Genomic DNA, 23,880 nt, shown 5'->3' on the forward strand with positions numbered 1-23,880 from the left:
CGTTCTGCTCATCTTGGGGCCGGTCGGGCCTGCCTGCTTTTTCTCAATGTATCTACGGGTGACCTCGATCGTAACCCCGTCACCTTGGTCCAAGCTCTGCGACGAAACGCTTTAGTTCCTCGACAATCAGATCACGATCATGGTCGAGCGTCGCTACATGAAAGGAGTTCGCCAGCCAGCGTAGGCGGACCTCCGTGGAGCCGCATTCTCGAACGATCCGGTATGCGTTGTCGGGTTCCACGACATGATCGACGCGCGACTGCATCACAAGCAACGGCTGGCGCAGGAGCGGTAGCATCAGCCCCGTCGCCGTGGTCAGCAGGAAACGTTCGTGCAGTGTCGATGTCGGGATCCTGTCGTAGGAGATCTCGCGGCGCTCCGAGTGGCGGATATCCGAACCGATCCCGGCGCAATAGCCGTCCGACGGTGCATCGAAGACGGCTCGGGCCTGGTCGGGGCGGTAGATACCGGTGGAGCCGTTGATGGTCGCGATCGCGTCAACGTGCTGAGGGTGGCGAACAGCAAGGTTGAGAGCGATAGTTCCCCCAAGCGACAAACCGGCGACGATCACACGGCTCGCCCGTTGCCGTAGCGCATGAAGTGCGGTCTCGGCAGAGGCGATCCAGTCGCGATGGCCGGTGCGCGCAAGGTCTTCGGGCGATGTCCCATGCCCGGCGAGCAGCGGGGCCGTGACGGTGAAGCCCGTGCGCGCGTGCAACTCGTGGCCGACATGTCGGACGCTTTGTGGCGTGCTGGTAAAACCGTGCAGCAACAGAACGCCTGTGGTATTCCCGGCCAGATCGAACGGTTCGCAGCTCTCATCGTCCATCGCGCCCTCCCCATGAACCGGGTCCAGAACTCCGGGGAAGGGCTCAGAAACGCAAATCGCGATGCGTGATCGGATGATCGCAAACCGCTATCAGGCGGGTGCGAGGCTTTCGTTGCGCCCAAACTGGGCCCGGAAACTGCGCAAGAGCGCCGTGTCTGCCACGTGGTTCCAAGCCATGGAAATGGTCAGCGCCTCCCTCATCTGCGGCAGCGCAATCATGCGCAGGGAGGCGGGCAGGGCCGGCGCCGCGTCCATCGGGTAGAGCGTGTAGCCGCGCCCTTCGACCACGCGCTGGAACAGCACCTGCACGTCCCAGACCTCTTCGGCCACGGCCGGGGCGAGACCCGCATGGTCACACAGCCGGTCGAGCAGAAGCCGGTAGGAGCGCCAGTTCTCGCGCAGCCCCATCACGAAGGGCGCGCCCGTGAGCGTCTCGAAATCCGGAGCGGGGGCTTCGCGCGGCAACACCAGACCGATCGGGCTGCTCCAGACCGGCATCTGGCTGATCGCAGGATGCGTGACCGTCTCGTGGTTCAGCAGAAAGCCCGCGTCGATCTCGCCACCCGCAAGCTGGCGCAGCATCGTGTCGGTCGACAGCACATGCATCTCGATCTGCACCCCCGGGCAGAGTGCCTCAAAGGCCCCCAGCCCCTGGGAAATCTGACCCGAACTGGCCAGTGCCGAATAGCCGATGATGATATGGCCATGCGTCCCGGTCTCGTTGCGCCGGGCGGCGCGGATCGTGCGCTCGAACTGGGCGAGGCTCTGGCGGGCATCCTCGACGAAGCGCCGGCCCGGCGCGGTGAGCGACACGGCCTTGGGTCCGCGCTCGAAGAGCGCGAAACCCAGATCCTCTTCCATGTCACGGACTGTCTTCGTGATCGCGGGCTGGGCGATGCCGAGCATCTCGGCCGCGGCTCTGAAGCCGCCCGCATCGGCGACGCCGATGGCGCAGCGCAGATGCCTGATCCCGATCCGCGATTGCCGCATTGCCCGCCCTCCCCATTGGCCCGTCAGGGCGATAACCATTCGCGATCAACCGATCAAGCATTGCTATTTGTGCCGGGCCGGACTTGCGCGGAACAGTCGGCGGCGGGACGAGGAGGCGCGGCCGGATCGGGCCGTGTGGGAGGAGAAGGACGCATGGACGCTGCATTTCGCAAGCTGACCCACGCCTTGATGCTCATCGGTGGCATGGGCATCGTGCTGATGATGGCGCATGTGACATTGGACGTGGTTCTGAAGAACCTGTTCAACGCGCCGATCCAGGGCACGATTGAGATCTCGTCCTACTATTACATGGTCGCCGTAGTGATGCTGCCGATGGCGATGGTGGAGTATGAAGACGAACAGATCAGCGTCGATCTGCTGTTCACCCGCTTTCCCAGGCCGCTTCGAAAGATTTGCCTGCTGGCGACCTTCGTCATCACCGCCGCGGTGCTGTCCCTGGTCACATGGCGCACCGGTCTCGACGCGGTCCGCGCGTTTCGGGTCGGCGAGGTCGTGATGGGCAGCCGCGAAGTTATCGTCTGGCCGACCCGTTGCCTACTGCCGCTCGGCTTCGGACTGGCCGCCGTCGCGGCGTTGCTGCGCGCAGTGATGACGCTGCGTGGACGCGAGATGATCAAGTCCCATGCAACGGAGGGCGCAGCATGAGCATGCTGATGACCGGTTGGGCCGGGATCGCGGTGCTGTTCGGGCTGTTGGCGTTCCGAGTGCCGATCGGGGTGGCCCTGATGGCGGTGTCGATCGGCGGCATCACCTTGATGACCAATACCACCGCGGCGTTTGGAATCGTCAGTGCGCTGCCCTTCAGCTTCATCGGTGACTGGTCTCTTACCGCGATCCCGATGTTCCTGCTGATGGGATTCATCGCCGCCAATACCGGGCTGACCGCGGGGGCCTTCGACCTGCTGCGCCTGCTCTTGGGGCGGGTGCCGGGCGGTCTGGCCTCGGCCAGCGTCGGGGCCTGCGGCCTTTTTGCTGCGGCGTCGGGTTCTTCCATCGCCACCACGGCGGCGATGTCGCGCATCGCGGTGCCGGAAATGCTGCGGGCGGGCTATCACCCCTCGCTGGCCACCGGCGTCGTCGCGGCATCTGGCACGCTGGGCTCGCTGATCCCGCCATCGATCCTGATGGTGCTCTACGGCATCTTCACCGAGCAATCGATCGGCCAGCTGTTCATCGCAGGCGTGCTGCCTGGCGTGATCTCGGCGCTGATCTATATGGTGATGATCACTGTACGCTGCACGGCCAGCCCCGATCTTGCGCCGCCGCTCTCCGAACGGTTCGACCTTTCCCGTCTCATGCGACTTATCTGGTCGGTCTGGCCCTTCCCGGTGCTGATTCTGGGCGTGCTGGGAGGCATCTTTGGTGGCTTTTTTACCCCGACCGAGGCCGGGGCGGTGGGCGCTTTCCTCGCGCTGGTCATCGCCGGGCTGAGGGGGGGACTGACGCTGAGCGCGCTCGGAAACGCGATCCGGCAGACCACGCTGGCCACCTCGTCGATCTTCTTCCTGTCGATCGGGGCGATCATGTTCACCCGCTTCATGGGGCTGTCAGGCGTCCCGCGCGAACTGTCGGATATGATGCTGGCGGTGTCGGACAACCCTTTCGTCATCATCCTAATGGTGGCGGGGCTCTACGTGATCCTCGGCATGGTGATCGACTCGATCGGCCTGATGCTGCTGACCCTTCCGGTGCTGCTGCCGGTTTTGGAGACGGCCGACATTAACCTGATCTGGTTCGGAATCATCGCGATCAAGCTTCTCGAGATTGGGCTCGTGACACCGCCAGTCGGCCTTAACCTTTACGTGTTGCATAGCGCCCTGTCAGGCAAAGTGCGCCTAGGCGACATCATTTCAGGTACCGCATGGTTCATCGCGATGGACCTGCTGACATTGCTTCTTCTGATCGCCTTTCCCGCGATCAGCCTGTTCCTGCCATCGCTGATGGCGGGCTGACACAACGAACGACATCTACAGGGAGGATGACCATGACTTTTGCGAAACTTGCGGCCGGAACCGCGATCGGCCTTGCGGCTCTCTCAGGCGCGGCGCAGGCCGAGCAATACAACGCCAACCACTTCTTCGCCGAGCGTCACTCGATGGTGCGTGGGCCTTACGTCGATTTCGCCAAGCGCGTCGCCGAGGCAACGAATGGCGAGGTTGAGTTCCGGGTGTTCTCCGGCGGTTCGCTTCTGCCGCCGGCCTCGTCGCTGCAGGGCCTGCGCGACGGGGTGGCTCAGGTGAGCTACCACGCTGGCACCTACACGCCCTCCGAACTGCCTGTCGCCAACCTCGTCGGCAACATGGCCTTCTACAACACCGACCCGATGGTCATGGCCTTCGCCTCGACCGAGTTCGGCCTGACCAACGAGGCGGCGCTGGCCGAGTGGGACGAGAACGGCATCGTCTATGGCGGCGGCTACTCGACCTCGGAATATGTGATGATGTGCAACCAGCCAGTCGAGACGCTCGAAGACGTCGCCGGAAAGCGGCTGCGCATGGCCGGCGGTGCCTGGTCGCGCTTCGCCGAACATGTCGGGGCCATCCCCGTCTCGATCCCGTCGAGCGAGATGTATACCGGCCTCGACACCGGTTCGCTCGACTGCGCGGTGGCCGCGGCCGATGCGCTCGACAGCTTCAGCCTCAAGGACGTGGTGACCGATCTCAACACCATCGCCATCGGCAACTACTACGCCGGCTTCGGCTGGGGCTACAACGAGGCATTCTGGGCAGGGCTCACGCCTGAGACACGGCGCGTGCTGTTCGACGAGATGGCCTATGATCTCGCCCGCCACCGGGTTGAGTTCGACAGCGACGTCGATGTCGCGGTCGAGGCGGCGCAGGCCGCCGGCATGAAGATCCACGAGCCCGACCAAGCGCTGCGTGACGCGCTGGCTGAGTTTGTCGTGGCCGACGAGGCTGTCCTGATCGAGAACGCGGCCGAGCGTGGGGTCGAGAACCCTGAAGCAATCCTCGCCGATTACAAGCGCATCATCGACCGCTGGGCCGAGATGCTCGACGGCGTCGATCGCACGGATGTCGACACGCTCGCTGCGCTGGCCAAATCGGAGATCTACGATCCGTTGAATGCCGAGACCTACGGTCTCGACTGAGTTCGGCAGGCTACAGGCACGGGGGAGAGGCAGCGAGCCTCTCCCCTTTTTCATGAGGGAAGGTTGAGGGAATGAAGACGCGTTGGGGCCTGTTCGGCCTAGGATGGGCGCTGCTGCTGGTCGGGGCGTTGATCGCCCATCTCGTGCAGACCACGGGCGGCACCGAGATCAAGGATGTCCGCTTCATGGGAGCGGACGGCAATCTGCAAAGCGGATTGCTCTACATACCCGAGGGGGCGAGTGCCGAAGAACCGGCGCCGGGGATCCTCGCCGTGCATGGCTACATCAACTCGCGCGAAGTGCAGTCGGGTTTTGCCATCGAATACGCGCGGCGCGGCTATGTCGTGCTGTCGCTCGATCAGACCGGTCATGGCGCGTCCGAAGGCCCGGCCTTCTCGGCTGGCTTCGGCGGACCGGCGGCGCTGCAATACCTGCGTAGCCTCGACATGGTCGACACCGACAATATCGGCCTTGAAGGTCACTCGATGGGTGGCTGGACCGTTCTGGCGGCGGCCAAGGCCTACCCGGACGACTACCGATCGATCGTGCTAGAGGGATCTAGCACCGGCGCGCCCTTCGCCGCCGAGGGCGACACGAGCTGGCCGCGCAACATCTCGGTGGTGTTCTCGGCCTATGATGAGTTCTCGCAGCTGATGTGGGGCGTGGCCCGCGCCGACGATGCCGAGCAGAGCCCGAAGCTGCAGGCGCTGTTCGGCGCCGAGGGACCGGTGGAGGAAGGTCGCATCTACGGTGACATCGATAGCGGCACCGCGCGCGTGCTGTGGCAGCCGCCGGTGACGCATCCCGGCGACCATATCTCGCATGCCGCGATCGGTCACTCGATCGACTGGTTCGCGCAGACGCTCGAGGGCGGCACCGCCTTGCCGGCCGACGACCAAGTCTGGTTCACCAAGGAGATCGGCACGCTGGTGTCACTGGTCGGCTGGGTCGTGTTGGTGCTGGGCACCATCGGCCTGCTGCTGAGCCTGCCGTTCTTCGCGCCGCTGCGCGCGCCGGTGGTCGACGCCGCCCATGAACGCTGCAGCGGCAAGTGGTGGCTGGTCTTCGCACTGGGCGCGGTGATCCCGGTGCTCGACTACTACCCGATCTTCACACTAGCCGAAATGATCCTGCCGGCGAGCTGGCTTTTCCCGCAGACCATCACTTCGCAGGTCGCGCTCTGGGCGGTGATCAACGGTGTCATCATCTGGGGGATGGGCTTCGTGATCCGCGGGGCGAAGATGGAGTTCGATCACGACACGCCGCGCTCGGTGGCTTTGGCGCTGGCGACGATCTTCGTGGCCTATGTCGCGGTTCTGGTTCTCGACTTCTTCTTCAAGACCGACCCGCGCTTCTGGTTCGTTGGGTTGCGGCCGCTCACGGCCGAGCGCTTCGGCATCGCGCTGGTCTATCTCGTCCCGTTCGGTCTCTATTTCCTGCTGGCGATGCGGGCGCTGCATGGCGGCCTGTCGGTGGCGGGCCAGAGCGCCGCGGCGGAATACGTCTTCAACGCGCTGGCATTGATGGGCGGGTTTCTGGTGTTCCTCACTCTGCAATACGCGGTGTTGTTCTCGACCGGTCAGCTGCTGACGCCGTCTGAGCCGCTGAACACCATCGTCATGTTCCAGTTCGTACCGCTGCTACTGATCGCGGCGCTGATCAGCACCTACAGCTACCGCCGCACCGCGAGCTACGTGCCCGGCGCTCTGGTGAACGCGCTCTTTGTAAGCTGGTACGTGGTGGCAGGACAGGCGACCCAGTTCGCTTACTGATGCATCCTGTGCCCCGGCCCCCTATGGAGGGCCGGGGCCTTTTCTGTCGCATGGTTTCGCGTTCCTGCGGCATGGTCCTGCACAATGTACCGGATGTTGTCGTCTCGTCTCGCGCGATACGCATCCAGCGCGCCCGCGGCTGAGCAAACAGGATGATCGAGGTCGCCCAACCCGGCCTTGGCATGAACGCGCCATGCCCGTCGGACGATCACGACACGGGGCCACGCGCAAACGGCCAAGCCGCGCGTTCTGGCCCCGGCGACACGGTTGCCGCAAGCGTCGACTACCTCCTGCATCTTGATCCGAACGGTCGCCCCGTCTCCGGTTCATCAATGCCGCCGGAAGGGGCGAATTCACTCTGGCAGGCACATGTCAGGGGTGAAGGCGCGTGCTGGTTCCAAAAGAACACCGGAAATCTCCCTTCGGCACGCTACCTGAGCTGTCAGCCAACAGCGATGGGAGATCCGAAATGGTGAAATCCTCGACCCCGCCTCGCCCCGGGCTCTCGCGACGGATGAGGTGCTCCCCCATCTCTGGACAGGATCTGGCGCCGTCTAAGCTACTCTTAGCTCCTGCTGATCGGGTGCGTAAGTGGGTTTCTCTGCCAGTAGACCACTGCTGGCGGCTGGCCGCCATGGGCGGAATGCGGACGCTTTCGATTGTAGAAATAGAACCAGTTCTTGAGCCCCGCTCGTGCCTCCGAGCCGGTCTCCCAAGCGTGCAGGTAGACGCACTCGTATTTCAGGGTGCGCCAGAGCCGCTCGATGAAGATGTTGTCGAGGTAGCGCCCCTTTCCGTCCATTGAGATCCGGACGCCAGCACGTCTGAGCAGGTCGGTCCAGGCGAAGGACGTGAACTGGGCGGTCTCAACTTGTCGTCGCAACATGGCCAGTTTCTGGGTTGGCGAGCACCGCGTCCAGTGCTTCCGCCGGGGTTCTCCATCCGAGGGTTTTGCGAGGGCGTCCATTGAGCGCAGCGACAACCGCCTCGAGCTCATCGGGTCCATGCAAGCTGAGATCAGTGCCTTTTGGGAAGTATTGGCGAAGCAGCCCGTTGGTGTTCTCGTTCGTGCCGCGCTGCCATGGGCTGTGAGGATCGCAGAAATAGACTGGCAGATCAGCGGCGACGGTAAGTTCGGCATGGCGGGCCATCTCAGCCCCCTGATCCCAAGACAGGGACCGCCGTAAATGCTTGGGCAGTTGGATGATGCTGCGCATGATGGCATCGCGCACGGCTTCGGCACCGTGCCCTGCAAGAGGGGGCCCATTCTTGAGGCGAGGGCTCTCGCCATGCCCGGGCATTCTCGGCAAGTGGAGCAGCAGCGTAAAACGCGTCTGCCGTTCGACCAGCGTGCCGATGGCGGATCGTCCCAAGCCGATGATGAGGTCTCCCTCCCAATGTCCGGGAACGGCCCGATCCGCCGCTTCGGCAGGGCGCTCGCTGATCATGATATCCGGGGTCACGAAGGATTTTCCACGGCCGGCGGTTCGGGCCCGGGGCACACGCAGGGCCCGGCCGGTGCGCAAGCACGCGGTCAGCTCGCGGCGCAAAGCGCCACGCCCTTGGATATAGAGCGCTTGGTAGATGGCCTCGTGACTGATCCGCATGGTCTCATCTCCGGGAAAGTCGACCCACAACCGGTTGGAGATCTGTTCGGGGCTCCAAGCCTTGGCCCATCGACGCGGCTGGCGTGGTCCATGGCGGCGCCCCTTCCAAGCGACGTCCGGGCCGGCCATGACCGAACCGTCCAGCCGTGAAATCTGGCCCGAGAGTCTGTCTTGCACATACTGACGCAATCGCGCGTTCGTCGCCAGCTTGGCAGCCTTCGGGCGCCGCGCCGAGCGTTCGGCATGCCACTGGGCTGTGGTGGCCCGATATTCAAAGCCGCCAGCGCGAGTGGCGACGTTGCGCCGGATCTCGCGTGAGATTGTCGAGGCCGCCCGGCCCAGGCGACGTGCGATTTCCCGCAGACCGATATTCTGCGCCAGAAGCAGCGCGATCTCTTCTCGCTCCTCCAGACATAAATAGCGCCGAGATGGCGACGGCGCGAATGGCGCCAGATGCGAAGGGGGCATACCGCCAGCCTCTCGAAACCACCGTGATCCGACCGGCTGAGAGACGCCAGCCTCAACGGCAGCTTCCTCGCTCGATAGGCCTTGAGCAATCAGGAACCAGAACCGACGGCGCTCCGGTTGTCGTGCCACTCCGGGCCGCCCCGGCGAGGGCGTCTTGCGCCTCGTAGATCGTTCAGATCTCCGTCTACCTCTCGTCATCGCAACCTCCATCAGCAAGGTGTTGCGACGACAAGTTGAGACCGCCCCTTGATGCCGTGTCGAGCCGCATGGGGCGCGATGCTCCTGCCCGCCCCCGAAGGCGCCAGGGAGCGAGAGCCGGATCAGTCCCGGGAAAGGGAAGCGGGGCCGTGCCATGCCATTCGTTCGAACCCTTCGCGATGGGCGAAGCGGGCGAGGTGATCGTCGATGACCGCCCGCGCGCGATCGCGCGCCTCGGCGGTCTCGACCGAAAGGCGGACGATCAGCTCCTCATCGGTCGCGGTGAGGCGGAGCGGGCCGAAGGGCATGGCCACCCGGCCGTCATGCGTGCCGTAGCTGGCCTCCACCTTGTGCGCGAAATGCTTGCAAAGCTGCTGGAGATAGCGGCTGGCATTCGGGGTCCGAAAGCGGCCCTCGTCGAGAATTCCGTCTTGCATCCGGTTAATCCTGAGTTCATTGGTCGGAAATATACCTGACTGAAACAGTGGGCCGTGTCCAGACGGGTCTGGACAGGGCTGCACCGCAAGAGAGACATGCCATGAAGATCATCGCCACCAGCCTCGTTGCCCTGACGCTGCCGAGCCTCGCTCTGGCCGCCGAGCTGACGGTCGAGACCGCCGCCGGGGCGGCCAGCCTCGCCGCGCAGCCGGACAAGGTCGTGGCCTTCGATCTCGCCGCGATCGACGCGATCGACGCGCTCGGGGTCGCGCTGGCCGGCGTGCCGGAGGTCAGCCCGCCGGCCTATCTGGCCGGGGCGATGCAGGGGGTCGACCGGGTCGGCACGCTGTTCGAGCCCGATTACGAGGCGCTGGCCGTCATGGCCCCCGACCTGATCGTCGCCGGCGGCCGCTCGCAATCCGTGGTCGAGCCGCTCTCGGCTGTCGCGCCGACGATCGACATGACGATCTGGGGCGGGGCGCTGATCGAGCAGGCCAAGGCCCGTCTCGCCACCTATGGCGAGATCTTCGAGCGCGGCGAAGCGGCCGCCGAACTGACCGGGGCGCTCGACGACAAGGTCGCCGCGGTGCGCGACACGGTTGCCGACAAGGGCGACGCGCTGATCGTGATGACCAATGGCGGCAAGGTCTCGGCCTATGGCGCGGAGTCGCGGTTCGGCTGGATGCACGCCGCGCTCGACCTGCCCGAGGCGCATCCCGCGCTCGATGCCGAGACCCATGGCGAGGCGGTCTCCTTCGAGTTCATCGCCGAGGTCGACCCGGACTGGATCCTCGTCATCGACCGCGGCGCCGCCATCGGCCAGGACGGCGAGGCGGCGCAGGCGACGCTCGACAACCCGCTGGTCGCCGGGACCAAGGCGGCGCGAAACGACCGGATCCTCTATCTCGACAGCGCGCCGCTCTACCTTGCCGGTGGCGGCATCCGGTCGCTGATGGGCACGCTGGACGAGATCGAAACCGGCTTTTCCGAGTAAGCCATGCGCCTCTCGCTTGTCCTGATCTTCGTCCTGCTGGTCGGGGCGAGCCTCGGCATCGGCGTCGCGGACCTCTCCTCCGTCGACGTTGATGCCGGCCTGCTGCTGGCGATCAGCCGCTGGCCCCGCACCGCCGCCGCGCTGCTCGCGGGGGCGGGGCTGGCGCTGGCGGGGGTGGTGGTGCAGCTCACCGTGCAGAACCGGCTCGTCGAGCCCGGCCTGACCGGCACGCCGGAGGCGGCGATGATCGGTCTTCTGGGCATCACGCTTTTCGCGCCGGGCGCGCCGATCCTTATCAAGATGGCCGTGGCCGCGCTCGCCGCGCTGGCCGGGACGCTGGGTTTCCTGGCGCTGGCGCGCCACGTGCCGCGCCGCGACCCGGTGCTCTTGCCGCTGGTCGGTCTCGTCTATGGCGGCATCCTCGGGGCGGCGGCGCTCTGGGGGGCCTGGATCACGGATCTGATGCAGTATCTCGGCACATGGACGGCGGGCGAGTTCTCGGGCGTGCTGCGCGGGCGTTACGAGCTCTTGTGGCTGGTCGCGGGCTTGGGCGTGCTTCTGTGGCGCGCCGCCGACCGGATCACCATCCTCGGGCTGGGCGAGGCGCAGGCCCGCTCGCTCGGGCTCGATTACCGCCAGACCCTCGTGCTGGGGCTGGGCATCGTCTCGCTCACTGTGGCGGTGGTGGTGGTGACGGTGGGGGCCCTGCCCTTCGTCGGGCTGGTGGTCCCGAACATCGTCTCGCGGCTGCGCGGCGACAACCTGCGCGCCAATCTCGGGCCGATCGCGCTGTCGGGCGGGGCGGCGGTGCTCGCCGCCGACATGGTCGGGCGGCTGGTGCGCTTTCCCTACGAGATCCCGGCCGGGACGGTCTTTGCCGTCGCCGGGGCCGGGGTCTTCCTGTGGCTGCTGCATGCCCCCCGCAGGGAGGGCCGCGCCCATGGCTGAGCGTCGGCTGATCCTGATGGCGGGGATGCTGGCCCTGGGCTGCGCCGCCTTCCTTCTGTGGAACCTGCGCGCGCCGATGGGCTTCATCCTATCGCTGCGCGCGACCAAGCTCGCCGCGCTGCTGATCGTCGGCGCGGCCACGGGCGCGGCGACGGTGCTGTTCCAGACCGTGGCGGGAAACCGGCTGATCACGCCGGGCATCGTCGGCTTCGACGCGCTGTTCGTCTTCTTGCAGACCATGCTGGTGCTGGCGCTTGGCGGGGCGGGCTACGCCGCGCTGCCGGTGCTGCCTGCCTTCCTGATCGAGACCGCCTGTCTCGCCGGGGCGGGGATGGCGCTGTTCGGCCTGCTGCTCAGACGCGGCGCGGGCGACCTCGTTCGGCTGGTGCTGAGCGGGCTGATCCTCGGGGTGATGCTGCGCGGCCTGTCGGGCTTTGCGCAGCGGCTTCTGGAGCCTTCTGAATTCGCGGTGGTGCAGCAGGCGAGCTTCGCGAGTTTCGGCGCGGTCGACCACGTGCAGCTTTTCATCGCCGCGCCGCTTCTGGGCCTTGCGCTTCTGGTGGCGTGGCGGCTGTCGCCGCGGCTCGACCTCGCGCTTCTGGGCCGCGACAAGGCGATCACGCTCGGGCTCGATTTCGACCGCCTAGTGCTGGGCGTGCTGGGGCTGATCGCGATGATGGTGGCGGTCTCGACGGCGCTGGTCGGCCCGGTCACCTTTCTGGGCCTGCTCGCCGCGGCGCTGGCGCAGGCGCTGCTGCGCCGCCTCGACCACGCGGCACTGCTGCCCGCCGCCGCCGGGCTCGGGGCGCTGATCCTCGTGACGGGGCAGTTCCTGTTCGAGCGCATCCTAGGCTTTCAATCGACGCTGGCCGTGATCGTCGAATTCCTGGGCGGGCTGGTGTTCCTCGCCCTCGTGCTGAGAAGGACCGCGAGATGATCGAGATCGAGACGCTCAGCGTCGAGCGCGACCACGCGCCGGTGCTGCACGACCTGTCGCTGGCGCTGCCCGCGGGCGGCCTCACCGCGCTGATCGGGCCGAACGGCGCCGGCAAGTCCAGCCTGCTCCTGACGCTGGCCGGGCTGATCGCGCCGCGCGCGGGGCGGGTGCGGCTCGACGGCGAGGACATCCACGCCATGCGGCCGCAGGCGCGGGCGCTGCGGCTGGCCTTTCTGGGGCAGGAGCAGGCGCAGGTCTCGCGGCTCACCGTGCGCGAGATGGTGGGCTTCGGCCGCTGGCCGCATCACCGCGGCCGCCCCGGCCCGGCGGACCGGGCGGCGGTGGCCGGGGCGCTGGCGCTGTTCGGGCTCGGGGAGCTGGCCGAGCGCCCGGTCTCCTCGCTCTCGGGCGGGCAGCGCCAGCGCACCCAGATCGCCATGGCCCATGCGCAGGCCACGCCGCTGGTGCTGCTCGACGAGCCGCTCAGCGCGCTCGACCCGCGCTATGCGCGCGAGGTGATGGAGGCGCTGGTCGCCATGGCGCATGACCCGGCAGCCCCCCGCGGCGTCGTGGTGGTGCTGCACGATCTCGGCATGGCGGCGCGCTATGCCGATCATGTCGTGGCGATGAAGCATGGCCGCCTCGTGGCGGCGGGCCCGCGCCGCGAGGTGATGCGCGACGCGGTGCTGAGCGCGCTGTTCGACACCGGGCTGAAGCTGCGCGAGGTCGAGGGGGCGCAGGTGGTGCTTCCGGCCTGATCGGCGGCAACATCCGCGCCGCGCGACGCAAGGGCCGAGCAATTGCAGCTTCTTGGGCGTGACGAAGATGGCCTTCACGAGCCTGGGGGCTGTTCGGTCCGCCCGATCGCGCCATGCCTTCCCTGTCCTCATTGGCGTGGCGTTGCTTTCAATGTTGCCGATTTCGGCCTCATTGCTTTTCGATCATGCCGAAAATATCGCCATGTAGGCTGCCCTCTCGCTTATAAAGCTTGACCCGTCGGCCGTCGTCGTCGCAGGTTGGCTTCAAATACCGGTTCACCCGGATGGCATTCGCGCCCGCTTCGAAACGCTACGCAGCGTTTTCGTGCGGGCTTTTTTCGTTGGAGCGGCGCATGCGACGTGATGTGGAGATCGGCCTGCTTTATTCGCGAACCGGGGATTACGCCGCGATCGCGGCGGCCTGTCGGAGGGGCGCATTGAACGCCGTTGCCGCGATCAACGCCGATCACGGGAAAGGCATCCGGTTGCGGGTGACCGAACAGGATCCGGCAGGAAACCTCGATCACTACGAGCCGCTCTGCGCGGACATGCTGCGCGATGGCCGGGTGCGTCATGTCGTGGGCTGCGTCACCTCATCGAGCCGCAAGGAGGTGATCCCGGCATTGGAGAAGGCGGGCGGCACGCTGTGGTATGCCTGCCCCTATGAGGGGTTCGAGTGCTCGGACCGGGTGATCTACACCCATGCCTGCGCCAACCAGCACCTGCTGCCGCTGTTGCACTGGGCGTTCAGCCGATACGGTCGGCGCGGCCATCTCGTCGGCTCCAACTACATCTGGGGCTGGGAAATGAACCGGGTCGCACGGGAGGTGATCGGCTCGGCTGGCGGCACGGTGACCGGGGAGCGCCATCAAGCCCTTGGCGATACCGACGTGGCGCGCCTGATCGACGAGTTGCGCGCCGCGAAGCCCGATTTCGTGCTCAACAACCTGATCGGCCAGTCCTCCCGCGCTTTCCTCGAAGCGATGCGGGTGCTGCGCGCCGAAGACCCGTTCTTTGCCGAGGGCACCTGTACGGTGCTGTCGTGCAACCTCACCGAATGCGAGTTGCCGGGGTTCGGCGCCGCGGCCGAGGGGGTGATCGCGGCGGGGCCGCATTTCGCGGGCGCCCCGCTCTGGGGGGCCGGGCGTGGTGCCGCGGCGGCCTCTTCCTTCGAGGCGGCGGCCTATGTCGCGGTGGCGACGCTCGCAGCCATCGAAGAAGGGCCGGGCGATCCGGCGGCGCGGCTGGCTGGCTGCGGGGTCGACCCCGAAACCCGGCACATGGAGCTGCCGGTTCTGATCGCCCGGGTCGAAGGGGGGCGGTTCAGGGTTCTGGAGCATAGCGGTCCGGTCGTGGCCGACCCGTATCTCGCGCGGCGCGAGCGCTGGCCCACCGCACGCTACCCGGCGCTCAGGGTGGTGACATGAGCCGCCGTATCGCGACACCGGAGCTAGGCGGAGCCACGGCGCTGATCCTGCACCGGTCGCATGCGACGACCCGCGCCCTCCTTCGACAGCTCGTTGCGATCGGCCTGCGCGCGCAAGCCAACTGGCCCGAGCTGGATGCCGCGGTGCATGGCGCGGATTTCGTCTTCTTCGACGCGGATCAATGCCATGATGGCATGTTTCCATGGGCCCCGGGGGCCGCGCCGATGCCGATGATCGCGCTCATCGGGTCCGAGGCGCCGGGCCGGATCGAATGGGCGCTGGGGCAGGGGGCCGATGCGCATCTGCTCAAGCCGATCGGCGCGGGCGGGGTCTATTCCGCGCTGTTGATCGCGCGGCAGGGCTTCGAGGCGCGCCGCGCCGCCGCCGACGAGATCGCCGCCTTGCGCGCCCGGCTCTCCGAACGCCAGACCGTTGTCCGCGCGGTGCTGGCGCTGATGGGACGCGGGCGCTCCGAGGCCGAGGCCTATGCCCAGCTGAGAGCCATGGCGATGGCCTGGCAGGAAACGATCGAGCAGGCGGCGCGGCGGATCTGCGCGGCCGGAGAGACCGGCGCACCAACGCTGGCGACGAAGAGGGGACGCGATGTCTGACACGACGGGAACTTTGCCGCCGGGCGCGCCGCCGCCCGTGGCGCGCCGCGCGCCGCGCGGAGCTCTTGCGCGGCTGATGCGGCGCAAGCTGGCCCTGTTCGGCCTGGTGCTGATCCTGCTTACCGTGGCGGGAGCACTGCTGGCGCCATGGCTTACCCCCTATGATTCCAACGACCAGATGTTCGACGGGCTCACCATCACCGGCGCGCCGCTGCCGCCCAACGCGGAGTTCTGGCTCGGCACCGACCTGCTTGGCCGCGACCTGCTCACCCGCATCCTCTATGGTGCGCGCACTTCGCTCATCATCGGCGTGGTGGCCAATGGCATCGCCCTTGTGATCGGCACGGTGATCGGGGTGTCGGCGGGCTATTTCCGTGGTGTCTTCGGTGCCGTGCTCATGCGCTTTACCGATTTGATGATGGCCTTCCCCGCGCTCTTGCTGGCGATCTGCCTCGCCGCGATCTTCCAGCCCTCGCTGTGGATCGTCGCCATGGTCATCGCCATCGTGAACTGGGTGCAGACGGCGCGGGTGCTCTATACCGAGACCACCTCTCTGGCCGAACGCGAGTTCATCGCCGCCGAGAAGACGCTTGGTGCGGGTCATGCGCGCATCCTGCTGCGTCACATCCTGCCGCATCTGGTGCCGACGATCATCGTCTGGGGCACGCTCGGCATCTCGACCACGGTGCTGCTCGAAGCGACGCTGAGTTTCCTCGGCATCGGGGTGCAGCCGCCGACGCCGTCCTGGGGCAACATCATCTTCGAGAACCAGACCTATTTCCAGGCGGCCCCCTGGCTCGTGTTCTTTCCCGGCGCCGCGATCCTGATCCTCGCGCTGTCCTTCAACCTTCTGGGCGATGCGCTGCGCGACGTGCTCGATCCGACGCAAAGGGGGCGCGACTGATGATCGCCTATCTGATCCGCCGGTTGACGGTTTCGGTCCTGATCCTGCTCGGGGTCTCCTTCATCACCTTCTTTTTGCTCTACGCGCTGCCCGCCGACCCGGTGCGCCAGATCGCCGGGCGCTCGGCCACGGCGCAGACGGTGGAGAACATCCGCCAGCAGCTCGGCCTCGATCAGCCGCTTCTGGTGCAGTACTGGCGCTATCTCACCGGTCTGGTGCAGGGCGACATGGGCCGCAGCTACCTGCAGCGCACCGATGTCGGCACGCTGATCGCGGCGCGGCTTCCGGCATCGCTGCTCTTGATGGCCGGCGCGATCGGCTGCGAGCTGGTGCTGGGGCTCACCATGGGGGTGATCGCGGCGCTCAGGCGCGGCACCGCCACCGACCAGGCCCTGATGATCACGAGCTTCGTCGGCGTCTCGGCCCCGCAATTCGTGGTCGGCCTGCTGCTGCTCTACGTCTTCGCGGTGCAGCTCGGCTGGTTCCCGATCGGCGGCTACGGCACATGGGCGCATCTGGTGCTGCCCTCGGTCACGCTCGGCATCATGGGGTCGGGCTGGTACAGCCGGATGATGCGCTCCTCGATGGTCGACGTGCTGCGCGCCGACTACATCCGCACCGCGCGGGCCAAGGGGCTGGCGCGCCACCGGGTGATCCTGCGACATGCGCTGCCCAACGCGATCCTGCCCGTGATCGCGATGATCGGCATCGACATCGGCATCTTCATGGGCGGCATCGTCGTGGTCGAGAGCGTGTTCGGCTGGCCCGGCATCGGCCAGCTGGCATGGCAGGCGATCCAGCGCGTCGACATCCCGATCATCATGGGCGTCACGCTGGTCTCGGCCTGCGCCATCGTCATCGGAAACCTGCTGGCCGATCTCGTCACCCCGCTCATCGATCCGCGCATCAAGCTGCGCTGAGACCCCCCGCACGACCAAGCAAGAAAAGACCCGACAGGAGAGTGAACATGAAGAGACTTCTGACCTCGACCGCGCTGATCGCGGCGCTCGCCGCGCCCGCCATGGCGCAGGACTACACCCCCGACCCGGACGCGCAGCAGGGCGGCGCGATCACCATCACCTACAAGGACGACGTCGCCACGCTCGACCCGGCGATCGGCTATGACTGGCAGAACTGGTCGATGATCAAGTCGATCTTCGACGGGCTGATGGATTATGTCCCTGGCACCACCGAGCTGCGCCCCGGCCTCGCCGAGAGCTACGAGATCTCGGAGGACGGGCTCACCTATACCTTCAAGCTGCGCGACGGCGTCACCTTCCACAATGGCCGCGCGATGACGGCCGAGGACGTGAAATACTCGCTCGACCGCGTGACCGCCCCCGAGACCCAGTCGCCCGGCGCGGGCTTCTTCGGGGCGATCGAGGGCTATGACGCCGCAGCCTCCGGCGAGGCCGAGGAGCTGTCGGGCGTGAAGGTGATCGACGACCGGACCGTCGAGATCACCCTGACCCGGCCCGACGCGACCTTCCTGCATGTCATGGCGCTGAACTTCGCCAGCGTCGTGCCGCAGGAGGCGGTCGAGGCCGCTGGCGGCGATTTCGGCAAAGAGCCTGTGGGCACCGGCGCCTTCAAACTCGGCGAATGGACCATCGGCCAGCGGCTCGTGTTCGAGAAGTTCGAGGATCACTGGCGCGAAGGCGTGCCCTATCTCGACCAGATCACCTTCGAGGTCGGCCAGGAGCCGATCGTGGCGCTGCTGCGCCTTCAGAACGGCGAGGTCGACGTGCCCGGCGACGGCATCCCGCCCGCCAAGTTCGTCGAGGTGATGAACGATCCCGCCCAGGCCGAGCGCGTGGTCGAGGGCGGCCAGCTGCACACCGGCTACATCACCCTCAACACCCAGATCCCGCCCTTCGACGACGTGAAGGTGCGCCAGGCGGTGAACATGGCGATCAACAAGGACCGGATCATCCAGATCATCAATGGCCGCGCCGTGCCCGCCAACCAGCCGCTGCCGCCGACCATGCCGGGCTACACCGAGGGCCCCGACGGCTACGCCTACGACATCGAGGCGGCCAGGGCGCTGCTGGCCGAGGCGGGCCATGAGGACGGGTTCGAAACCGAGCTCTACGTGATGAACACCGATCCCAACCCGCGCATCGCGCAGGCGATCCAGCAGGATCTGAGCCAGATCGGCATCGATGCCTCGATCCAGAGCCTCGCGCAGGCCAACGTGATCGCCGCGGGCGGCGAGGCGGATCAGGCGCCGATGATCTGGTCGGGCGGCATGGCCTGGATCGCCGATTTCCCCGATCCGTCGAACTTCTACGGCCCGATCCTGGGCTGCGCGGGCGCCGTGCCGGGCGGCTGGAACTGGTCGTGGTACTGCAACGAGGAGCTTGACGCGATGGCCGCCGAGGCGGACGCCATGGCCGACCCGGCGCAGGCCGAGGCGCGGCTGGGCAAGTGGTCCGACGTCTACATGAAGGTCATGGAGGATGCGCCCTGGGTGCCGGTGTTCAACGAGCAGCGCTACACCATGAAGTCCGAACGCATGGGCGGCGACGACGCGCTCTATGTCGATCCGGTCTCCATCCCGGTGAACTACGACTACGTCTACGTGACCGAGCAATAACATGTGCCAGAACTGCGATTACACGATTCACGGCGCGCAGCATCATTTCGGCTGGGACAATTCCATCGCCCCGGCCGAAAGGGTGGAGCCCGGCGCGCAGATCGCCTTTCACTGCATGGATTCATCGGCGGGCCAGCTTGGCCCGTCGAGCACGGTCGAGGATGTGAAGGCGCTCGATTTCGGCAAGATCAACCCCGTCTCGGGGCCGATCCATGTCGAAGGCGCCGAGCCGGGCGACGCGCTCAAGATCACCATCGACAGCTTCGCCCCGCGCGAGGCCGAAGGCTCGGCCTGGGGCTGGACCGCCAACATCCCGGGCTTCGGCCTCTTGGCCGACCAGTTCACCGACCCGGCGCTGACGATCTGGAAATACGACGCCAAGACGCTTCAGCCCACCCTTTTCGGTGAGCATGGCCGGGTGCCGCTCAAGCCGTTCTGCGGCACGATCGGCAACGCGCTGGCCGAGCCGGGGATGCATTCGATCGTGCCGCCGCGCCGGGTGGGCGGCAATCTCGATATCCGCGATCTCGCCGCGGGCACCGTGCTCTACCTGCCTGTCGAGGTCGCGGGCGCGCTGTTTTCCGTCGGTGATACCCATGCGGCGCAGGGCGACGGCGAGGTCTGCGGCACCGCGATCGAAAGCCCAATGGACGCGGTGCTCACGATCGATCTGGTGAAGGACGCGCAGCTGAAATTCCCGCGCTTCACGACGCCGGGCCCGGTGACGCGGCATCTCGACGCCAAGGGCTACGAGGTGACCACCGGCATCGGGCCGGACCTTATGAGCGCCTCGCGCGACGCGGTGGCCGGAATGGTCGACCATCTTTGCGCCACGCGGCAGATGGCGGCGGTCGATGCCTACATGCTGGTCTCGACCTGTGGCGATCTGAGGATCTCGGAGATCGTCGACCAGCCCAACTGGGTGGTGAGCTTCTACTTCCCGCGCTGTGTGTTCGAATGAACGCCGCCGTCACGAAGCTGTCCGGGGCCGAAAAGGCCCCGGAGACCGCCCCGCCGGTTCTTTCGGTCGAGGGGCTCGAGATCTCGGTGCGCACCGGCGAAGGCCCGCGCGTGCTGGTCCGGGACCTGTCCTTCGACCTTGCGCGCGGTGAGACGCTGGCCATCGCGGGTGAGAGCGGGTCGGGCAAATCCCTTACCTCGCTGGCGATCATGGGGCTTCTGCCGCCGCCAGCCGTGCATGTCTCCGGTGGTACCATCCGGCTTGGGAAAACCGACCTTCTGGGCCTGCCCGAGCGATGGATGCGCGGCTTGCGCGGTGCGCGGATCGCGATGATCTTTCAAGAACCGATGACCTCGCTCAACCCGGTATTGACCATCGGCCGCCAGCTGATCGAGGCAATCGAGGCGCATGAAGACCTGTCGCGGCGCGACGCGCGGGACCGCGCGGTCGAGGCGCTGCGCGCGGTGCGCATGTCGCAGCCCGAGGCGCGGCTGAAACAATATCCGCACGAATTGTCGGGCGGCATGCGCCAACGGGTGATGATCGCCATGGCCATCGCGCTGCGCCCCGACGTGCTGATCGCCGACGAGCCGACCACCGCGCTCGACGTGACGGTGCAGCGCGAGGTGCTGGAGCTGCTGCGCGATCTGCAACGGGACCTTGGCACCGCCGTCATCCTGATCACCCATGACATGGGCGTGGTGGCGGAAATGGCCGACCGCGTCGTCGTCATGCAGTCGGGCCGCATGGTCGAGCAGGGTCCGGTGCGCGAGATCTTCGCCGCGCCGAGAGAACCATATACACGTGCCCTGCTGGCCGCGGTGCCGCGCATGGGGCGCGGGGAAGGGGCGGCGGCTTCCGGCATCGCGGAGACGGTCGCCCGGGTCGAGGAGCTGCGGGTGCGCTTCGACATCCGGGGCGGCCTGCTGAACCGGCCGACCCACGCGGTTCACGCGGTGGCGGGCGTCAGCTTCGAGATCCGCGCCGGCGAGACCTTTTCCCTCGTGGGCGAATCCGGTTGCGGCAAGTCGACCATCGCCAAGGCCCTCACCGGGTTGGTGCCGTTCGAGGGCTTGTTGGAAGTGGCCGGTCGCAGGCTTGAAAGCGGCCAGCGGCCCGACACGGCCTTCCGTCGCGGTGTCCAGATGATCTTCCAGGACCCCATGGCCTCGCTCGATCCTCGGATGCGGGTGGGTGACCTCGTGGCCGAACCGCTGGTCATCCATGACATCGGCACCCCGTCCGAGCGGCGCGCGCAGGCCGAAGCCTTGTTCGAGCGCGTGGGGCTGGAGCGTGATCAGCTCGACCGCTATCCGCACGAATTCTCTGGCGGCCAACGGCAACGTATCTGTATCGCGCGCGCGCTGGCCCTCCGGCCTCGCCTGATCATCGCCGACGAGAGCGTCTCCGCGCTCGATGTCAGCGTGCAGGCGCGGGTGCTCGATCTGCTCAAGGCGCTGAAGACCGAGTTCGGCATCGCCTATCTGTTCATCAGCCATGACATGGCCGTGGTCGAGAACGTCTCCGACCGGGTGGCGGTGATGCGGCTGGGCCAGATCGTCGAGATGGGCACGCGGGCGCAGCTGTTCGGCGACCCGCGCCACCCCTATACCCGCCAGCTCATCGCCGCCGTTCCAGTTCCCGATCCGACCCGGGTGCCGCCGCCATTTACGAGGCCGCAGGGCGACGTGCCAAGCCCCGTGAAGCGGCGTGGCATGGAGCCCCGGATCGAAGCACTGACCGATGTCGGGGAAGGGCACATGGTGGCCGGATCCGGCTAGGTCCCATTTGCACGGGTCTCGACTTCGAACTGCCGCGCGGCCGGTTTGCGGTCCATGGTCGAGCTTCCGGCGCGGCTGTACCGTGAACGGCGCGCCCAGTCGTTGCAATTTGATCATTTCCGGCAAGCGGCACCATCCCAGTCGGGGCGAGGGGCTTCGGTGATGGCGTGAATACTCTCTCCCGTGATGGCTTCACACATATCGTCGTGGCACATTGCGATGCCGCCGGGAGGGGCATCCACGCCGTCAACAAAGCCGCTACGAAACGCCAAATCAGATCAGGGCTGAACAAGAAGCCCTTGAAGCCGAAGCGGCCACGGGGATCAAGATGGCGGCATAACCTGCGCAACGCGCTGTCGCATGACCGTGCCCCGGTACACCATCCTTCCGCTTGAACTCGTCTCTGCCCATCATGGCCCCCTTTCTTCAAGATCGGCGAAGAAGGCGGCCATGAGACACGGGGCTATTCAGGCATTGGCCTCGGGCTGATCTTCATTCCGCCTCTCCTCGGGAATATCACCATACGATCCGGCCGGAAGCCCGGCCTTGCCCTGGGTCACGATGCGAACGCAAGAAGCGGCTGCAGCAGGCTGGACGGGAACTTCAGGTTCAACACTTGGGACAGCAACAAGAGTAAAACGCTTACCATGATCGCCACGACAACGCCCTGCCATGTCAGTCGTCGCAGCTCGAAGACGATCATCGCGAGGACGAACAGACCCGCCGCCAGCACGAGACCGAGCAGGTAGACCGCGATCAGAAATCCGATCAGCCAGCCGATATAGACATGCATCGTCCGGCGCCCATCTCGCGTACGCACCTCGTCGTAATGGATGCTATCTTCGCTTGAGCCACGCGCGAAGCGGTAGGCGATCACCGCCAGAATTGCCCCGGTCACGATGGAAGCGCCCAGCGGGAAGATCTGCGCCAGGAAGGTTCGCTGCAAGGCATCGAAGAACGCCCAGATACAAAGCGCGGCGAATACCAGGAGAAAACCCATCTCATGGACGCGGACGCTGCGTGTGGCCGGGCCTTGTCCGGTGTCCGGCTTGGGTGCATTGCGAGCCCGGACAAAGGTGATCGTCACCGACGCGATGATGACCAGGATCAACAGGATCACAATCGGGCGCTGAAGGAACGAAACGCCGTAGATCTGCGTGGCTTGATAGACAGAGTCCTCCAGCCCCTTGGAAAGGAAGAAGCCGATCAGCAGTGCCGGCCGCGACCAGCCGAACCGCTTCATGTAGACCCCGAGAACTCCGACCCCGAACAACGCGATCAGGTCGAGCCAGTCGCGGGTCGCCTGAAAGGCCGCGAAGAACACGATGACGATGACGACGGGACCGATATAGCCATAGGGGATGGTCGTCAGCTTCGAGATCGGACGGACCAGCGACAGGCAGACCAGCGTCCCGACGATATTGGCGATGGCAAGTGACCAGATGATGGTGAAGGTGAGGTCCAAGTTTCCCTGCACCATGCCGGCACCCGGCTCGATCCCGACGAGCACCAGCCCGCCCAACAGCACCGCCATCGTGGCAGAGCCCGGGACGCCGAACAGCAGCGTCGGGACCAGCGAACCGCCCTCCTTCGCGTTGTTGGCCGATTCCGGCGCCAACACGCCGCGGACGTCACCCTTGCCGAACTGGGACTTGTCCTTGGCCGATTGGACAACGTGACCATAGGCGATCCAGTCGATGACGACGCCGCCTAACCCCGGCAGCATCCCGATCAGCGCCCCGATGCCAGAACAACGCAGAACCAGCCACTTATGCCTGACGACATCGCGAAGGCCTGCGAACATCCCATGCCCAAGCTTCTGCTGCGTCGTCGAGGAAATCGTCTGTTTCTGGCTAAGGATCTCGAAGATCTCGGGTATTGCGAACAGGCCGATGGCGATGATCAGTAGCGGAAAACCATCATAGAGGTAGGTCTGGCCCAACGCCATGCGCAGCTCGCCGGTGCTGGTCGCAAAGCCGATCGTGCCGAGGACCAGTCCTACCCCGCAGGCCGCCAGACCCTTGAGCGGGTGGCTGCCGGTCAGGATGCCGACCATCGTAAGCGCGAACAGCACGAGCATCAGCTGCTCACCAAAGCCCATCATGAGGATGAGGGGGCGGGCGAAAAGAATGGCGATACTCAGAATGACAGCGCCGAAGACGCCACCAAACAGCGAAGCGCCGAAGGCTGCGGACAGCGCGCGTGCGGCCGCTCCCCTCTTGGCCATGGGAAAGCCATCCATGACTGTCGCCTGAGAGCCCGACGTGCCCGGAATGCCCATCAGAACCGACGGGAAGGTGTCGGACGTCGTGGTGATCGCCAATAGGCCGACCATCATGGCGAGGGCCTGAGAAGGCTCCATCCCGTAGACGAAAGGCAGCAGGAGAGACAGGCCGGCAAGCCCGCCCAGACCAGGCAGGATGCCCACGCCCAGCCCGACCAGAACCCCGAGCAGAAGGTAGCTGAGATGGCCAAGGCTGAACAAGGTCGTCAGCGCGTCCAACGCGGTTACCCAAACGTCCATCACGTTT

The 23,880-nt window shown here is 66.2% G+C and carries 21 protein-coding genes and 1 pseudogene; 16 read left to right on the forward strand and 6 right to left on the reverse strand.

The window, feature by feature from the left end; translation table 11 throughout:
- Window positions 1-79: 79 nt before the first annotated feature.
- Together CJ301_RS15465 and CJ301_RS15470 are read right to left on the reverse strand one after the other, a co-directional pair.
- Window positions 80-829, reverse strand: a complete 750-nt coding sequence (locus CJ301_RS15465) for an alpha/beta hydrolase (RefSeq protein ID WP_099278272.1) — start codon at window positions 827-829, stop codon at window positions 80-82.
- A 90-nt stretch (window positions 830-919) separates the two neighbouring features.
- Window positions 920-1,819: a LysR family transcriptional regulator gene (locus tag CJ301_RS15470; RefSeq protein WP_162620565.1), complete on the reverse strand. Its 900-nt coding sequence runs from the start codon at window positions 1,817-1,819 to the stop codon at window positions 920-922.
- 153 nt (window positions 1,820-1,972) lie between these two features.
- Here CJ301_RS15470 and CJ301_RS15475 point away from each other — a divergent pair, with 153 nt between their 5' ends.
- The 5 genes from CJ301_RS15475 (at window position 1,973) to CJ301_RS18825 (ending at window position 7,197) form a co-directional block, all read left to right on the forward strand.
- Window positions 1,973-2,485 carry a TRAP transporter small permease subunit gene (locus tag CJ301_RS15475; RefSeq protein ID WP_162620566.1) on the forward strand — a complete coding sequence of 171 codons (513 nt, stop codon included), beginning with the start codon at window positions 1,973-1,975 and terminating at the stop codon, window positions 2,483-2,485.
- Window positions 2,482-3,792 (forward strand): TRAP transporter large permease, encoded by a 1,311-nt coding sequence (locus tag CJ301_RS15480; RefSeq protein ID WP_099278274.1) that lies wholly within the window; start codon window positions 2,482-2,484, stop codon window positions 3,790-3,792. The genes CJ301_RS15475 and CJ301_RS15480 overlap by 4 nt, the downstream gene beginning before the upstream one ends.
- Window positions 3,793-3,824: 32 nt before the next feature.
- A complete protein-coding gene (locus CJ301_RS15485) occupies window positions 3,825-4,949 on the forward strand; it encodes a C4-dicarboxylate TRAP transporter substrate-binding protein (RefSeq protein ID WP_162620567.1) in 1,125 nt (374 codons plus the stop codon).
- A 71-nt stretch (window positions 4,950-5,020) separates the two neighbouring features.
- Window positions 5,021-6,721, forward strand: a complete 1,701-nt coding sequence (locus tag CJ301_RS15490) for an alpha/beta hydrolase family protein (protein ID WP_099278276.1) — start codon at window positions 5,021-5,023, stop codon at window positions 6,719-6,721.
- Between the two features lie 152 nt (window positions 6,722-6,873).
- Entirely contained in the window at window positions 6,874-7,197 is a 324-nt protein-coding gene (locus tag CJ301_RS18825) for a hypothetical protein (RefSeq protein WP_162620568.1), read from the forward strand.
- Window positions 7,198-7,286: 89 nt separating this feature from the next.
- Here the strand turns inward: CJ301_RS18825 and CJ301_RS18830 are convergent.
- From CJ301_RS18830 to CJ301_RS15505, 3 genes and pseudogenes are all read right to left on the reverse strand, one after another.
- Window positions 7,287-7,586: pseudogene (locus CJ301_RS18830) on the reverse strand (transposase); the annotation flags it as partial.
- 1 nt (window position 7,587) lies between these two features.
- Window positions 7,588-8,994 (reverse strand): IS30 family transposase, encoded by a 1,407-nt coding sequence (locus tag CJ301_RS15500; protein ID WP_216823308.1) that lies wholly within the window; start codon window positions 8,992-8,994, stop codon window positions 7,588-7,590.
- A 122-nt stretch (window positions 8,995-9,116) separates the two neighbouring features.
- Window positions 9,117-9,431: a DUF2218 domain-containing protein gene (locus CJ301_RS15505; RefSeq protein ID WP_099278279.1), complete on the reverse strand. Its 315-nt coding sequence runs from the start codon at window positions 9,429-9,431 to the stop codon at window positions 9,117-9,119.
- Window positions 9,432-9,532: 101 nt separating this feature from the next.
- Between CJ301_RS15505 and CJ301_RS15510 the strand changes: the two genes are divergently transcribed.
- The 11 genes from CJ301_RS15510 (at window position 9,533) to CJ301_RS15560 (ending at window position 21,349) form a co-directional block, all read left to right on the forward strand.
- Window positions 9,533-10,426: a siderophore ABC transporter substrate-binding protein gene (locus CJ301_RS15510; protein WP_099278280.1), complete on the forward strand. Its 894-nt coding sequence runs from the start codon at window positions 9,533-9,535 to the stop codon at window positions 10,424-10,426.
- Window positions 10,427-10,429: 3 nt separating this feature from the next.
- Window positions 10,430-11,374 (forward strand): iron chelate uptake ABC transporter family permease subunit, encoded by a 945-nt coding sequence (locus CJ301_RS15515; RefSeq protein WP_099278281.1) that lies wholly within the window; start codon window positions 10,430-10,432, stop codon window positions 11,372-11,374.
- Window positions 11,367-12,311 carry an iron chelate uptake ABC transporter family permease subunit gene (locus CJ301_RS15520; protein ID WP_099278282.1) on the forward strand — a complete coding sequence of 315 codons (945 nt, stop codon included), beginning with the start codon at window positions 11,367-11,369 and terminating at the stop codon, window positions 12,309-12,311. Before CJ301_RS15515 ends, CJ301_RS15520 begins: the two co-directional genes overlap by 8 nt.
- On the forward strand, window positions 12,308-13,069 hold the full coding sequence (locus CJ301_RS15525) for an ATP-binding cassette domain-containing protein (RefSeq protein WP_099278283.1): 762 nt from the start codon (window positions 12,308-12,310) through the stop codon (window positions 13,067-13,069). The genes CJ301_RS15520 and CJ301_RS15525 overlap by 4 nt, the downstream gene beginning before the upstream one ends.
- 353 nt (window positions 13,070-13,422) lie before the next feature.
- Window positions 13,423-14,496, forward strand: coding sequence for a transporter substrate-binding protein (locus tag CJ301_RS15530; RefSeq protein ID WP_099278284.1), 1,074 nt, complete (start codon window positions 13,423-13,425; stop codon window positions 14,494-14,496).
- Window positions 14,493-15,107, forward strand: a complete 615-nt coding sequence (locus CJ301_RS15535; protein ID WP_099278285.1) for an ANTAR domain-containing response regulator — start codon at window positions 14,493-14,495, stop codon at window positions 15,105-15,107. The genes CJ301_RS15530 and CJ301_RS15535 overlap by 4 nt, the downstream gene beginning before the upstream one ends.
- A complete protein-coding gene (locus CJ301_RS15540) occupies window positions 15,100-16,011 on the forward strand; it encodes an ABC transporter permease (protein WP_099278286.1) in 912 nt (303 codons plus the stop codon). The genes CJ301_RS15535 and CJ301_RS15540 overlap by 8 nt, the downstream gene beginning before the upstream one ends.
- The gene (locus CJ301_RS15545; RefSeq protein WP_099278287.1) at window positions 16,011-16,931 is read left to right on the forward strand and encodes an ABC transporter permease; all 921 of its coding nucleotides are present in this window, start codon (window positions 16,011-16,013) and stop codon (window positions 16,929-16,931) included. Before CJ301_RS15540 ends, CJ301_RS15545 begins: the two co-directional genes overlap by 1 nt.
- Window positions 16,932-16,978: 47 nt before the next feature.
- The gene (locus tag CJ301_RS15550; protein WP_099278288.1) at window positions 16,979-18,607 is read left to right on the forward strand and encodes an ABC transporter substrate-binding protein; all 1,629 of its coding nucleotides are present in this window, start codon (window positions 16,979-16,981) and stop codon (window positions 18,605-18,607) included.
- A gap of 1 nt (window position 18,608) precedes the next feature.
- A complete protein-coding gene (locus tag CJ301_RS15555; protein WP_099278289.1) occupies window positions 18,609-19,568 on the forward strand; it encodes an acetamidase/formamidase family protein in 960 nt (319 codons plus the stop codon).
- Window positions 19,565-21,349 carry an ABC transporter ATP-binding protein gene (locus CJ301_RS15560; protein WP_099278290.1) on the forward strand — a complete coding sequence of 595 codons (1,785 nt, stop codon included), beginning with the start codon at window positions 19,565-19,567 and terminating at the stop codon, window positions 21,347-21,349. The genes CJ301_RS15555 and CJ301_RS15560 overlap by 4 nt, the downstream gene beginning before the upstream one ends.
- Before the next feature lie 556 nt (window positions 21,350-21,905).
- On the opposite strand, the gene CJ301_RS15565 is transcribed toward CJ301_RS15560, so the two are convergent.
- Window positions 21,906-23,873 carry a tripartite tricarboxylate transporter permease gene (locus CJ301_RS15565; protein ID WP_099278291.1) on the reverse strand — a complete coding sequence of 656 codons (1,968 nt, stop codon included), beginning with the start codon at window positions 23,871-23,873 and terminating at the stop codon, window positions 21,906-21,908.
- Window positions 23,874-23,880 lie beyond the last annotated feature (7 nt).

The sequence above is a fragment of the Limimaricola cinnabarinus genome, assembly GCF_002723615.1.
Lineage (GTDB): Bacteria > Pseudomonadota > Alphaproteobacteria > Rhodobacterales > Rhodobacteraceae > Limimaricola > Limimaricola cinnabarinus_B.